This window comes from Paenibacillus favisporus (genome assembly GCF_040545415.1).
Taxonomy (GTDB): Bacteria; Bacillota; Bacilli; order Paenibacillales; family Paenibacillaceae; genus Paenibacillus_AQ; species Paenibacillus_AQ favisporus.
In genome coordinates this window covers 235,465-248,845 of record NZ_JBEPLV010000007.1, presented here as the reverse complement: position 1 = coordinate 248,845, position 13,381 = coordinate 235,465, and the positions used below count along the sequence as shown (strand labels likewise).

Below are 13,381 nucleotides of genomic sequence, written 5' to 3'. Positions count from 1 at the left end.
GAGCAAAAAAATAGGGGCCCGGTTGGCCCTCGTGCCGTCCCTTCCCGGTGATCCGAAGATGTTGAAAACATCCGGCTGGTGGGGAAAATGATCATTTACTAGATTGTTAGTTTTGTTATAATAAATTATGCTAACTTTCTTTGGACAATACGAGCAATGGCAGGAGGATATCATGGACAAAACGCAATGGAACATCAGCAGCTGGAGCTTTAAGGCTTGCAAGGACCAGGAATGGATGGAGGCGAAGGTACCGGGCTGCGTACATACGGATCTGCTTGCCAACGGCAAAATTCCGGATCCGTTCTACGGAACGAATGAGAAGGAAGTGCAGTGGATCGATAAGCAGGATTGGGAGTACGAAAGCCGGTTCGATTTGCCGGAGGAGCTGTTGTCCCTTCCGCATCTGGAGCTCGTCTTTAAAGGGCTTGACACCTATGCGGACGTCGCCGTGAACGGCAAACCTGTTCTTCAGGCGGATAATATGTTCCGCACATGGAAGGCCGATGTCAAGGATGTGCTGCAGCCGAAGGACAATACGGTCCATGTGCGTTTCCGCTCGCCGGTCCAGGAGGATCTTCCCAAACTGGAGCGCCTCGGCTACGATTTGCCGGCAACAAATGACCAGTCGGATGTCGGAGGACTTGGAGACCGGAAAATCAGCGTATTCGCCCGCAAGGCGCCGTATCATTACGGATGGGACTGGGGGCCTCGTTTCGTGACCAGCGGCATTTGGCGGGATGTCTATATTGAAGGATGGGATCACAGCCGAATTCAGGATGTGTACATCGATCAGACGGAGGTTACGGCAGCGTCCGCAAAGATAACGGCCGTGATCGAGCTGGAATCAGACCTGGAAGGGGAAGCGCTGGTTCGCCTGAGCGCGGACGGTCAGACTTGGGACCAGCAGGTCCAGCTGTCACAAGGCGCCCAAACGGTGGAACTCCCGCTGGTGATCGACAATCCGAAGCTGTGGTGGTGCCGTGGACTCGGTGAGGCGAATTTGTATGAGTTCCGTGCGGAGCTGATCGTTGACGGCGGCGTGACAGCCGAGAAAAGCGTCAAAACGGGCCTGCGCTCGGTCAGGCTGGTCCGCGATAAGGACGAGGCCGGCTCCACCTTTTATATCGAGTTGAACGGAGTACCGGTGTTCGCTAAGGGGGCCAACCATATCCCGAACGACAGCTTTATTACCGAAGTAACCTACGAACGCTACCGTCATGAGATTGCCAGTGCAGCAGCCTCCAACATGAGTATGCTGCGCGTCTGGGGCGGGGGAATTTACGAGCAGGACGCTTTCTATGAGCTGTGTGACGAATACGGCCTGATGGTATGGCAGGATTTCATGTTTGCCTGCAGCATGTACCCCGGCGACGAAGCCTTTTTGGAAAATGTTCGGCTGGAAGCGGAGGAGAACGTCAGACGTCTGAGAAATCATCCTTCGATTGTGTTATGGTGCGGAAATAACGAAATCGATACGGCCTGGTCCCACTATTCCGAAAATACCGGCTGGGGCTGGAAGCAGCAGTATACTCCGGAACTCCGCGAGCGCCTGTGGCAGGATTATGAGGCGATCTTCCACCGGATTTTGCCGGAAGCGATTTCCCGATATGCGCCGCAGGCCGATTACTGGCCATCTTCGCCGATGATCGAGCTGACCGGGGACATTCGTCAGCATGCGACGAACAGCTCCACCGGCGGGGACATACATTACTGGGGCGTATGGCACAATGTGGAGCCGTTTGAAAATTATAACGTGTACATCGGGCGTTTCATGAGCGAATACGGTTTTCAGTCGTTCCCGGAATACAAATCGGTTCGCCGTTATGCCGAAGAGCATGATTTGGCTCTGGAATCCGAAGTGATGCTGGCCCACCAGAAGAACGGGCAGGGCAACCGTCTAATCAAGCAGTATATGGATATGTACATGAACGAGCCGAAGGATTTTCCATCCTTCCTGTATATGAGCCAGGTGCTGCAGGCGGAGGCCATGAAGATGGCGATTGAGGCGCATCGCCGCAAGAAGCCTTACTGCATGGGGACGCTGTATTGGCAGATGAACGATTGCTGGCCGGTGGCTTCCTGGGCGGGAATGGATTATTTCGGCCGCTGGAAGGCGCTCCAGTATTACGCCAAACGCAGCTTCCAAGACATCGCCGTTTCCATTGACGGTACGCGCGGCGGTGAATTGGACATTTACGTCCTTTCCGATGTGCTTCAGCCGCTGTCCGGAAATCTTCGCCTGCAGGTCATGGACCTGAAAGGAAACGTCCTGCAGGAAACGGCGGAGAGCTTCAGCATAAGCCCGAACACATCGGAAAAGGTGCATACCTGCTCCGTGGAGCAGCTGCTGGGCGGAAGCCGCCCTCAGGAAACGTTTCTGCTCGTCCGGCTTGAAGTGTCCGGTCAGGTGGTGGACAGCAAGGAGCATTATTTTGTGCCGGCTAAGGAGTTTGCGTTTACCAAAGCGAATATCACGGTACGGGAAGAAGAGGGCAGCGAGGGTCATACGCTGATTCTTACAACGGATACGCTGGCCAAACAAGTATGGATTTCCAGCGAGGCGGAGGGCAGCTTCAGCGACAATTTCTTCGATTTGATCCCGGGCAGGGAGCAGCGCGTACAGTTTTACGCCCGTTCGGAAGGGGAAGAGCCGTTCATCCCGGCCAGACCGGGCCGGATCGAAGTGAAATCGATGGCAGACTTTATCGTAAAATAGGATGTTGGCATACAAAGGAGCCGACCGGATATCCCGGGACGGCTCCTTTTCTTTGGGTTGGACGCGTATGCATCAGCGCTGTAGTCGCTGCTGTTAAATATAATGCAGTCCGGATAAATAAGGCAGAGGTATCGTACAGAAATCCTCCGGAGCCCCGGCCAGGTGGGGAGACTCGGGATCAAACAGCAGCGACAGCAAACCGCTGTCATCCAGCACGAGTTCCTGTCCCTTGTTTGTGACCGTGTATGATCTGCCGCCGGCTTCATCGATGCGGATAAAGGATTTCCAGTCCACCTTGAGCAGCGGGGAACACTGCCTGAGCAGGCTGTGGGCGTCCGCGATCCATACGGTGCCGCTGTTCGGGCCGGATTGGACCGCGGCGCCGGCCTGCTGCAGCAGTTTCAGCAGGGCTTGCTCCTGCCAAGGCACTGGAACCTCCAAGCGCTGAATCTGGTGGCGCTGGAGCATTTCGGCCAGCAGCCGGGCGACGGCATGCGGATGGCCTCCCCACTCGACGGCCTTGGCCGGTTCGCCGGACGTCGAGGATTCAGGAGCCGTTGGCACGGCAGCGGCCAGAAAGGCTGTGATCGCGCCGTCTTTGCGAGCGGTAAGCGTCTCTTGGCGCATCATGGTGATGTCCGCGATGGCGCTGCTGCCCAGCAGCGTGAGCAGCTGTGCGGGGCCCTGCTCATAGGCCGGGGATGCGCCGGAGAGGATCGCAGAGATGCCGAACGTATCCTCCGGCCGCATAGGGCTAATGCTCCATTCTTCTGTATCCGCTTGCAAAAGGGCTGCCGCGCTGCCGCTATCCAGCATGGCATAATGGACTCTGCCAAAATCGTAGCAGCCTGCTCGGCGGTACAGGGAACGGCCGCCGGATACGAATACGAGGGAAGCTCCGGAGCGGCGTGCATGGTCCATGCATTCCGCCAGAAGCGTGCTGGCCAGATTTTGCCCGCGGAAGTCAGGGTGTGTGCATACCGAACCGATGCTGAACACGTTCAGCCTGGCTTCCCCGATCTGCACCACGTCCGGCGCCAGTCCCATGAACGCCACCAGCTCGCCCTCATCGGTGAACGCGCCGTATGAATGGCTGACGCCCGGATGAAACAGGGCCGGAAACGATTTGCCCATAGAGGGCTGGCCGGGTTTGCCAAATACAAGGTCTGACAGGTCTGCGGCCTGTTGTAATTCATTTGAATAAAGCAGCCGAATCTCCAAGTTATATATGCCTCCTCATCCGTCTTGCTTGTTGTCTAATAGGTCGAGAATAAGTATAGCCCTCTAACGGGATAAAGTGAAGACAGGTGAACCATTTCCTCTATTGAAAAAAACAGATGCCCGGAAAGCCGTTGTCTGCTCCAACGTTACAAAAAAGTGCTTAAATGACTTTGAAGTGCGTACTTCCCGAGGGCGCAATCCGGGTGCACAATAGAGCCATCACCAAGCACAATATACAAAGGAGCTGACATTCCATGAATGATCATAAATCGGTTAAGGAAGAACGGAAAGTGGCATTGGTCGTCGGGGCCAATGGGGTGATTGGACGCAATCTCATCGACTATCTACTGACGCTGCCGGAGTGGGAAGTGATCGGGGTATCCCGGAGGGGAGGGGAGGACCGGGAGCGGGTCCGCTATATCGCGGCGGATCTGCTGGACCCGGAAGATGCCCGGCGCCGCCTGGGCGCGCTTCCCGAGGTGACGCATCTTTTCTACGCCGCTTATCAGGACCGTCCGACCTGGGCCGAGCTGGTGGCGCCGAATTTGGCCATGCTGGTCAACAGCGTCGAGGCAGTCGAAGCGGGATCGCCGGGGCTGCGGCATGTCAGCCTGATGCAGGGGTACAAAGTGTACGGTGCGCATCTCGGCCCGTTCAAAACCCCGGCCAAGGAATCGGATGCCGGTCATATGCCGCCCGAGTTTAATGTGGATCAGCAGCAGTTTTTGGAGAAACGGCAGCAGGGAAAAGCTTGGACGTGGTCGGCCATTCGTCCTTCGGTGGTAGCGGGTTTTGCATTGGGCAATCCGATGAATCTGGCCATGGTTATCGCCGTATACGCGTCTATCTCCAAGGAACTGGGCATTCCGCTCCGTTTTCCGGGGAAACCGGGGGCCTATCATACGCTGATGGAGGTTACTGATGCCGGGCTTCTTGCCAAAGCTACCGTGTGGGCCGCAACCGATCCGCGATGCGCGAATCAGGCGTTCAATATCAACAACGGGGATCTGTTCCGCTGGAACGAGATGTGGCCGAAGATCGCCGCTTACTTTGGAATGGAGACGGCGCCGCCCCTTCAGATGTCCCTGGACGTCGTTATGGCCGACAAGGAGCCGTTGTGGAATGACATGGTCCAAAAGCACGGGCTGGCCCCGCATTCTTATCAAGAGGTTTCTTCCTGGGGCTTCGGCGACTTTGTCTTCTCCTGGGATTACGATTTTTTCGCCGACGGGACCAAAGCCCGCCGCTTTGGCTTCCATGAGTACGTGGATACAGAAGAGATGTTTATGAACATTTTCGATGATTTGCGCCGGCGTAAGGTCATTCCGTAACGTGTAGGTTTGGCCGTCATGCCTATGATATCCCCAACGTATAAAAAAGAGAGGCTGCCCCTGATTTTGCAGGGATGCAGCCTCTTTGCTTATATATGCTTCGGATCCTTCCGAGTTAAGCCGCAGGATCCCTCTTGGCGCCGCCGGTGCCTTTTAAACGACCGATCTGCCGATGGCCGCCTGCCCTTGCAGCCGGTCAACCTGCTTGTTTACGGCGCAGACTTCAAGCGGGAGTTTTCTCTGATGGCCGCCGTTCCCTGGTACTTTTTATCGACATGCATTTCTCCCCATCGGCACATCATGTGCAGCAGCTCCTTCATGCTCCAGCCATACTCGGTCAGTTCATACTCAACCTTGGGAGGAACTTCATTGTAGATAATGCGCTGAATGATGCCCTCGTCTTCCAGTTCGCGCAAATGCTGGGTCAGCATTTTCTGGGTGATGGAAGGAATGAGATGCAGGAGCTCGTTGTTCCGCTTTTTGCCGAAGGTCAGATGAAACAGGATGACCGGCTTCCACTTGCCACCGATCACCTCCAGGGTTACTTCCACCGCTGTATTATATACTTTCACCGGTTGATCCATACGTTCGCACCTCCGTAAGTAAGGGTCTGTTCGCCGCCGTCTTCAAGTCATCTTTAAGGTATATGATAACCTGGGGCCGCAGGGAGCGATAATCCGTCTGATTATTTCCAATATAGCATGACTGGTTGCGATCCGCATAACAGGCGACGGGAAAATGGAGGGCATTTTATTTTTATCCTTGAATTTAATATATGTATGCGATATATTGCATACATAAGATAAAGGAGTGAGCGATCATGCCGATCCCTAAAAGTTATTCCTCGCCTGTGCGTATGACCGCTAAGGAGCGGGCCTTCAGCCAAATTCAGAGATGGATTATCGACGGCACCCTTCAACCGGGAGAAAAACTGGTGGATGCCGAGTTGGCAGAGGCGCTGGGGGTTTCCCGCACCCCCGTACGCGAGGCGCTGCAGCTGCTGGAAGTTCAAGGGCTGGTAGAAATGCATCCGGGAAGGGATACGCGCGTTCAGACGGTCGAGAAGGATGACATTCTGAAAATGTACGCTACCCTGGCTGCTTTGCATTCCCTGGCGGCTGAAACGGCTGCGACTCATATTTCGGCGGAGCAGATCGAACAGCTGAAGGGGCTTAACGCCGATTTCGCCGCCGCGATCAAGCAGGGACAGCCGTACCAGGCGATGGAGCTTGACGAGCAGTTTCATAACCTGATCGTGGACGCCTCTGATAATGCCTACGTTGCATCCTTCAGCGCCTCGCTGCAAATCCATATTCGGAGGTTCAAGTATGTTTTTCTGGCTCAGCCGGTGTCGGCAACCGCTGCCTCGGCAGAAGAGCATGCCCGCATCATTGAGGCGTTCGAGAAGAAGGATGCGGCGCTGGCCGCCTCGGTGATGAAGAAGAATTTGCTGAGACCGATGAATGAGCTTTATGCATTCATTCAAAACCACTCGGAAGGAGACGATTCGAAATGACGAGTCAAGATCGACCTGATCTGCGGATTCGCAGCAAAGTCATCAGTGAGGGCGTAAACCGGGTCCCGAACCGGGCCATGCTCCGTGCGGTCGGATTTAAGGATGAGGATTTCAAGAAGCCGATGATCGGCGTGGCCAGCACCTGGAGCGAAGTGACACCCTGCAATATGCATATTGATGAATTGGCCAGGGAAGCCAAGAAAGGCGCTCAGGCCGGCGGCGGGGCTCCGCTCATATTCAATACGATCACCGTTTCCGACGGGATATCTATGGGGCATGAAGGCATGCTGTTTTCGCTGCCAAGCCGGGAAATTATTGCCGATTCGATCGAAACCGTCGTGAACGCCGAGCGTTTTGACGGCCTGGTAGCGATCGGCGGGTGCGACAAGAATACGCCGGCCTGCCTGATGGCGATCGGACGCATGAATCTTCCGGCTGTATACGTTTACGGAGGCACAATTCAGCCTGGATCGCTGAACGGCCGGGACGTAAATATCGTGACGGCCTTCGAAGCTGTCGGGCAGTATCATGACGGCAAAATGACTCCCGAGGAGCTCCATCAAATCGAGTGCCACGTTTGTCCGGGTGCCGGAGCCTGCGGGGGAATGTATACGGCCAACACCATGGCTGCGGCCGCGGAAGCGATGGGCATGAGCCTGCCTGGTTCCTCATCGACGGCGGCCATCGCAAGCGGAAAAGCCGATGAATGTGCGAGGGCGGGAGAAACGGTGATCCAGCTTCTCGAAAAAGGGATTTATCCAAGAGACATTATGACGAAAAAGGCATTCGAGAACGCCATTACCGTCGTCATGGCTCTGGGGGGATCGACCAACGCCTTTCTGCATCTGCTGGCCATCGCCCATTCCGTTCAGGTCGATCTGACCATCGACGACTTCGAGCGGATTCGCAAGAAGGTGCCGCATCTTGCCGATTTGAAGCCGAGCGGCCGGTATATGATGCAGGATCTGAGCGATGCCGGGGGTGTCCCTGCGGTCATGAAGCTGCTGCTTGAAGCGGGCCTGCTTCACGGCGATTGCATCACCGTAACCGGGCATACGATCGCGGAAAATTTGGCAGCGGTGCCGCCGCTGCGGAGCGGGCAGAATGTCGTCAGACCGCTGGATCAGCCGCTGAAGCCTACAGGGCCGCTCGTGCTGCTGAAGGGCAATTTAGCGCCGGATGGGGCCGTGGCCAAAATGTCCGGCCTGAGCAGGCTGTCCTTTACCGGGCCTGCCCGCGTATTTGACAGTGAAGAAGAAGCCACAGAAGCGATCGTGGGCGACCGGATCCGGAAGGGAGATGTCGTCGTCATCCGCTACTGCGGACCGAAAGGCGGTCCCGGCATGCCGGAAATGCTGTCCGTCACCGCCATGATTGTGGGCAAAGGACTTGGCGGCGACGTGGCGCTTCTGACCGACGGCCGGTTCTCCGGCGGCTCGCACGGTTTTGTGGTGGGACACGTGGCTCCGGAAGCTCAGGTCGGTGGTCCGATTGCCCTCCTTCGGGAAGGGGATATCATTACCATCGACAGCGAAACCCAGGAAATCAATATGCAGGTCAGTTCCGAGGAGCTGGAGGAGAGAGCAAAGCAGTGGTTCCCGCCGCAGCTGAAGCATTCCGCCGCCGTGCTGCGGAAGTATGCGCGGCTCGTATCCTCGGCATCCAAGGGAGCCGTCACGGATGGGGACGTTTAAATTGTAAACAGGGGGCACCGCGACAGATGCGGTGTTCCCTTTTTATTTCCATGATCCGTCCATGTCCAATAACCCCGCATAATCCCGCCTTTATTTGGAAAATGTAGACCCATGATTCCCCTTTTCAGAGGGCTGTTCTCACCGCCAATTGACGGCCCTAAAGGGGGAGGGACATACCGCTTCTGTTTGTATTGTTAGTTGCTTGGTTTATATATAACTAGGGCAATTTTCTTGTTCGCAACCGAAATCTAGGCGTGTTTACATTCCATTTTAAAGAGGCGAGGCTGTTTGGATTCCACAACATTGGTTAATTCACTTGTTCTATTAATGGCCGGCCTGCTGCTCGTCGGCGTGCTGACCACCAAATTTTCCTCGAGATTCGGCATGCCGGCCCTTGTGCTGTTTATCATCGTCGGCATGCTGATTACGCGGTTCGTGTATTTCGATAACGTCCTCATCACCCAGATCGTCGGGATTTTGGCGCTGATTGTCATTTTGTTCGAAGGGGGCATGCAGACGAAGTTTGACGATATCAAGCCGGTCATCAAGCCTGCTCTGTCGCTGGCGACGGTGGGGGTGCTGCTGACGACCTTTATCGTTGGCGTCTGCGCCAAGTATATTTTGGGCGTGTCCTGGGTGGAAGGCTTTCTCTTCGGTGCCATCGTCGGATCGACGGATGCGGCCGCGGTATTCTCGGTGCTTGGAGGGAAAAATATCAAAAAGCGTCTGACCTCCACCCTGGAAGCCGAGTCCGGCAGCAATGACCCGATGGCCGTCTTTCTTACCGTCTCCCTGATCGAATATGATCAGCATCCCGAGGCGGAAATCTTCCAAATGATCCTGTCGTTTTTCTGGGAAATGGGCATCGGTCTGGTCATGGGGCTGCTCATCGGCAGGCTGGCGGTTTACGTCATCAACAAGATCAATTTCGATTCGTCCGGACTGTATCCCGTGATGGCGCTGGGGTTCGCCATTCTTGCGTACAGCGCCACCTCGGTGATCCATGGCAGCGGGCTCCTCGCCGTCTACGTGACAGCCATCGTCATGGGCAATTCCGATTTGGCCTATGGGCGCTCGATCATGCATTTTAACCAGGGGTTCGGCTGGATGATGCAGATCGTCATGTTCGTGCTGCTGGGCCTGCTTGTCTTTCCATCCGAGCTGCCGGGCATCGTCGGGGAAGGTCTGCTGCTTTCCCTGATTCTGATGCTGATAGCAAGGCCCGTGGGCGTCTTCCTCAGCACGCTCGGGATGAAGTATTCTTTCCGGGAAAAGCTGCTCATTTCCTGGGCCGGCCTGCGCGGAGCCGTACCGATCGTGCTGGCGACTTATCCGATGCTGGCGGAAATGGAACACGGGCGGCTATTTTTTAACGTGGTGTTTTTCGTCGTTCTGACCTCGGCCATTATCCAGGGGGCAACGATTTCCCCGTTTGCCGGGAAGCTGGGGCTGGCGGGGGAAATCAAACCGTCCAACCCTTCGCTCCTGGAGCTGACGGCTTTGGGCAAGGCGAAGTCGGAAATCAACCACGTGGACGTCAACGAGACGATGGCGATCGCCGGCAAGGAAATTTCCGAGCTCGACCTGCCGGAGGACATTTTGTTTACGGCGATCATCCGCCACGAACAGATCATCGCTCCGCGCGGAAACACGAGGATCGAGTCCGGAGATACGGTGTATGTGCTGAGCCCGAAGGCGAAGCGGAAGCAGGTGAAGGCGATTCTGACTTCCCCGGCACTTCCGGTGGTTCATCTCAACGAGGTGAAGCAGAAGCCGGAAGAAGCCACCAACATCATACCGCCTAAAGAACCGGACGACCCTCCGGAAAAGGAGACTTAACTTAACACAAAAGCCCTGCCTTCTTTGCGAAGAAGCAGGGCTTTTTGGAATGCCTAGGTTCAGGCTTTTCCCAGGATAAAGCTGATGATCAGAATCAGGAGCACCAGGGTGGTAATCCCCGTATACAGCTTGTCGCCTTCGCGCACAAATACCCAGATGGAGATCGCGACGCGCAGTACAGGGGTCAGAATGAGAAGGATCAATCCGGCCGTGATGACGGCGTAAGGCTTGAATGACGCGATTCCGCTCACAATATCGGGGAGGCTGTGCGGGTAAGAGCTGCCAGGGTAACCGCTGCTTCCCTCCATAAAAAAGAGCACCAATCCGACGATGATGACGGCTGCGCTCAGCACGACGCCGACCCGGAGCCAGCGGCTGACGGCCAGCTCCACCTCCAAAATATCTTTCTGTTGCCGCTCTTGGCGTTGCTCGTTCGGTTCGCTCATTTCGTCAGTCCCACTCCTTCCAAAATCATCTGCACGGCCACGTACGCCAGCACCGGAATGAACAGCAGGCGGATCGTTTTGCTCTTGAGGCGCTGCATAATTTGCGCACCGACGGTCGCTCCGGCCAGAACGCCGAGAGCCACCGGTCCGGCGATATGCGGATCGATATCCCCGCGCAGCAGGTAGACTCCCGCGCTGGCCGCCCCGGTCACGCCCATCATGAAGTTGCTGGTAGCGGTCGAGACCTTCAAAGGAAGCTTCATGAACACGTCCATGGCCAGCACTTTGAAGCTGCCGCTGCCGATGCCGAGCAGGCCGGATACAATTCCCGCGCCGTACATGACGGAGAAGCCTCCGTAGACGTTTCCGGCATGGTAAGGGACGTCCTGCTTGATGGCTTTATCATAATAGCTTCCTTCAAGCCGGAGCTTCTTGGCAGCCGGGCTCATGCTGACCTCACCGGCGGCACCTTCGCTCTTCTTCTTGATCATATTAAACGCGGAGTAGATGAGCAGCAGCCCGAAGATGATATAGAGCAGATTAGGGGCGATGATGCCGCCGATAAATGCGCCGGTGATCGCCCCGATGGTTGTGGCGATTTCCAGAAACATCCCGACCCTCATATTGGTGATCCGGTCGCGGATGTATGCGATGGCGGAGCCGCTTGAAGTGGCGATGACAGATATGATGCTGGCGCCAATGGCATGCTCGATACTGACCCCGAATAGAAGCGTCAGCGCCGGCGTGATGATGATGCCGCCTCCGAGCCCCAGCACCGATCCGACGATGCCGGCCAGAACGGAGATGAGCAGAATTTCCAAAGATAACGTAATCACATGAGTACACCTGCCTGTGTCAGAAAATAAGAGTCCGGATTGCGTTCTTCCGCCGTGTCCCTGTACACTAAAAACACGGGGCTTATCGCATCCGGATGCCGTAGAACGGATTCATTATACACCGTTTGTATAATTTTAACCATACAAACGGACGATATATATGCATTATATTTTTACAATGTAAAATACAACGAAGCAATGAAGCTTATGCCGGGAGAGGAAGAAAGCCATGAAATTCAAACACTTGGACGAAAAAGACAATATGATTCTGGATCATCTGCTCGATAACGGCAGGCTCAGCCATGCCGAGCTCGGCCGTTTTGTGAACCTGACGCGGGCTGCCGTTCGGGAACGGGTCAATGGCCTTATGGAGCAGGGAATCATCGATAAATTTACGGTGATTGTCAACCCGCTGAAGGCCGGAAAAAGCATGTCGGTGTACTTCTTGATTGAAGTGGAGTGGAACCTGCTTGAGACCGTTGCCGAAACGCTGCTTGCGGATGATGAAATCACGAGCGTCTACCAGATGAGCGGCGGCCCGCACCTGCATGTTCATGCGTTGATGGATGACCAGGAGCATGTGGAAAAATATTTGCGGAAGCTCCAGACGGTGGAGGGCATCACGAACGTGCACAGCGAGTTTCTGATCCGCCGGTTCAAAGAGCGGGAAGGCATACAGATTTAAGATGTCCTTCATGCAGCTGCATCCATGCGGTCTTTCTCGTTTATCATGCCTATCTATGTATGTGGGTAACCGGATCGCGGGGAAGGCGTATCGGAGCCGTGTTAGATGAACAACCAATTTTGGGAGGTGTCTGGACAGATGGAGACCAAAGATCAGCTAGAGCAGGAATTAAGGCGGATTGAAAAATGGGAGAAGGATCAGAAAAGCGCGTGGTTTTGGGAAAAATGGAGTCGGCTGCCGTTTATGCTGCTGGACCGGCTGACGCCGAAAGTGATTCAGGACAAGCTGGCCGAAGGGCTTGGCGAGGTCGGACGGTTTCTGCAGACCGGCGGGCAGTATTTGGTGCAGCGCAGATCCATTCTTAAGCGGCTTGAGCGGACGCATTCGCTTATGGGAAGCGGTCTGGAGGGAAGGGGGGCGCCGGAACCGGCCGATGGGCATGACGGCGGGGATGGAGCCGGACTGACGCTCGCCGAGGCGGCGAATCTGCCGCTTGCGGTCATGGACAGCGTGGCGGATGAGCTCACCGCGAGCCGCGCCAAGCTTGCTGCTGCCCAAGGGGCGACAACGGGCATCGGCGGCGTATTGACGCTGGCCATCGACATCCCTGCGGTGCTAGGCCTTTCTTTGAAGGTGCTGCAGGAGATCGCCGTTTGCTACGGCTACGATCCAAGGGATGAGAAAGAGCGCCTGTTTATCGTCAAGTGCCTTCAGTTCGCATCGGCCGACATTGTCGGCAAAAAGGCGGTGCTGGACGAGCTTGGGCAGTTTGACGGAGACCACGCGCCGGCCCAAGTCATGTCGCAGATTCAGGGCTGGCGGGAAGTGGTGCAGACGTACCGTGACAGCTTCGGATGGAAAAAGCTGTTCCAGCTCGTACCGATTGCCGGGATTTTCTTCGGCTCCATCAGCAACAAGGGCACGATTGAGGATGTGGCCGAAGCCGGAAAAATGCTGTACAGGAAGCGGCGGATTGTGACCAAGCTGCGCTCGGAGCAGCCGGACGATGAGGCATAAGGGCCGGCAACTTAAAAGGACCGCCACCAGGCTTTATTATAAAGCCCAGGGCGGTCCTTTTTTTCAGATGAATTGCTTGG

The 13,381-nt window shown here is 55.7% G+C and carries 11 protein-coding genes; 7 read left to right on the top strand and 4 right to left on the bottom strand.

The features are described 5' to 3' along the window. Positions 1-172 precede the first annotated feature (172 nt). Entirely contained in the window at positions 173-2,716 is a 2,544-nt protein-coding gene (locus tag ABID47_RS27465) for a beta-mannosidase (RefSeq protein ID WP_354501542.1), read from the top strand. A 93-nt stretch (positions 2,717-2,809) separates the two neighbouring features. Here the strand turns inward: ABID47_RS27465 and ABID47_RS27460 are convergent, their stop codons facing one another. Beyond that, positions 2,810-3,937: a GNAT family N-acetyltransferase gene (locus ABID47_RS27460; protein ID WP_354501539.1), complete on the bottom strand. Its 1,128-nt coding sequence runs from the start codon at positions 3,935-3,937 to the stop codon at positions 2,810-2,812. A 254-nt stretch (positions 3,938-4,191) separates the two neighbouring features. On the opposite strand from ABID47_RS27460, the gene ABID47_RS27455 reads away from it, so the two are divergent. Then, complete coding sequence (locus ABID47_RS27455) at positions 4,192-5,268, top strand: SDR family oxidoreductase (protein ID WP_089548479.1); 1,077 nt, start codon at positions 4,192-4,194, stop codon at positions 5,266-5,268. 209 nt (positions 5,269-5,477) lie between these two features. Here ABID47_RS27455 and ABID47_RS27450 read toward each other — a convergent pair whose 3' ends face one another. Beyond that, positions 5,478-5,852, bottom strand: coding sequence for a winged helix-turn-helix transcriptional regulator (locus tag ABID47_RS27450; protein WP_152398726.1), 375 nt, complete (start codon positions 5,850-5,852; stop codon positions 5,478-5,480). 236 nt (positions 5,853-6,088) lie between these two features. Between ABID47_RS27450 and ABID47_RS27445 the strand changes: the two genes are divergently transcribed. The 3 genes from ABID47_RS27445 (at position 6,089) to ABID47_RS27435 (ending at position 10,317) form a co-directional block, all read left to right on the top strand. Next, positions 6,089-6,784: a GntR family transcriptional regulator gene (locus ABID47_RS27445; RefSeq protein WP_354501535.1), complete on the top strand. Its 696-nt coding sequence runs from the start codon at positions 6,089-6,091 to the stop codon at positions 6,782-6,784. Then, complete coding sequence (gene ilvD, locus ABID47_RS27440) at positions 6,781-8,478, top strand: dihydroxy-acid dehydratase (protein ID WP_354501532.1); 1,698 nt, start codon at positions 6,781-6,783, stop codon at positions 8,476-8,478. Before ABID47_RS27445 ends, ilvD begins: the two co-directional genes overlap by 4 nt. 288 nt (positions 8,479-8,766) lie before the next feature. Further along, entirely contained in the window at positions 8,767-10,317 is a 1,551-nt protein-coding gene (locus ABID47_RS27435; protein ID WP_354501529.1) for a potassium/proton antiporter, read from the top strand. Between the two features lie 59 nt (positions 10,318-10,376). On the opposite strand, the gene ABID47_RS27430 is transcribed toward ABID47_RS27435, so the two are convergent. Then, the gene (locus ABID47_RS27430) at positions 10,377-10,763 is read right to left on the bottom strand and encodes a DUF1634 domain-containing protein (RefSeq protein WP_116234098.1); all 387 of its coding nucleotides are present in this window, start codon (positions 10,761-10,763) and stop codon (positions 10,377-10,379) included. Then, entirely contained in the window at positions 10,760-11,599 is an 840-nt protein-coding gene (locus tag ABID47_RS27425) for a sulfite exporter TauE/SafE family protein (protein WP_354501526.1), read from the bottom strand. The genes ABID47_RS27430 and ABID47_RS27425 overlap by 4 nt, the downstream gene beginning before the upstream one ends. 229 nt (positions 11,600-11,828) lie before the next feature. On the opposite strand from ABID47_RS27425, the gene ABID47_RS27420 reads away from it, so the two are divergent. Both ABID47_RS27420 and ABID47_RS27415 read left to right on the top strand, forming a co-directional pair. Further along, positions 11,829-12,284: an Lrp/AsnC family transcriptional regulator gene (locus ABID47_RS27420; protein WP_089548473.1), complete on the top strand. Its 456-nt coding sequence runs from the start codon at positions 11,829-11,831 to the stop codon at positions 12,282-12,284. A gap of 105 nt (positions 12,285-12,389) precedes the next feature. Then, a complete protein-coding gene (locus tag ABID47_RS27415) occupies positions 12,390-13,301 on the top strand; it encodes an EcsC family protein (protein ID WP_354501523.1) in 912 nt (303 codons plus the stop codon). The last annotated feature ends 80 nt before the right edge of the window (positions 13,302-13,381 follow it).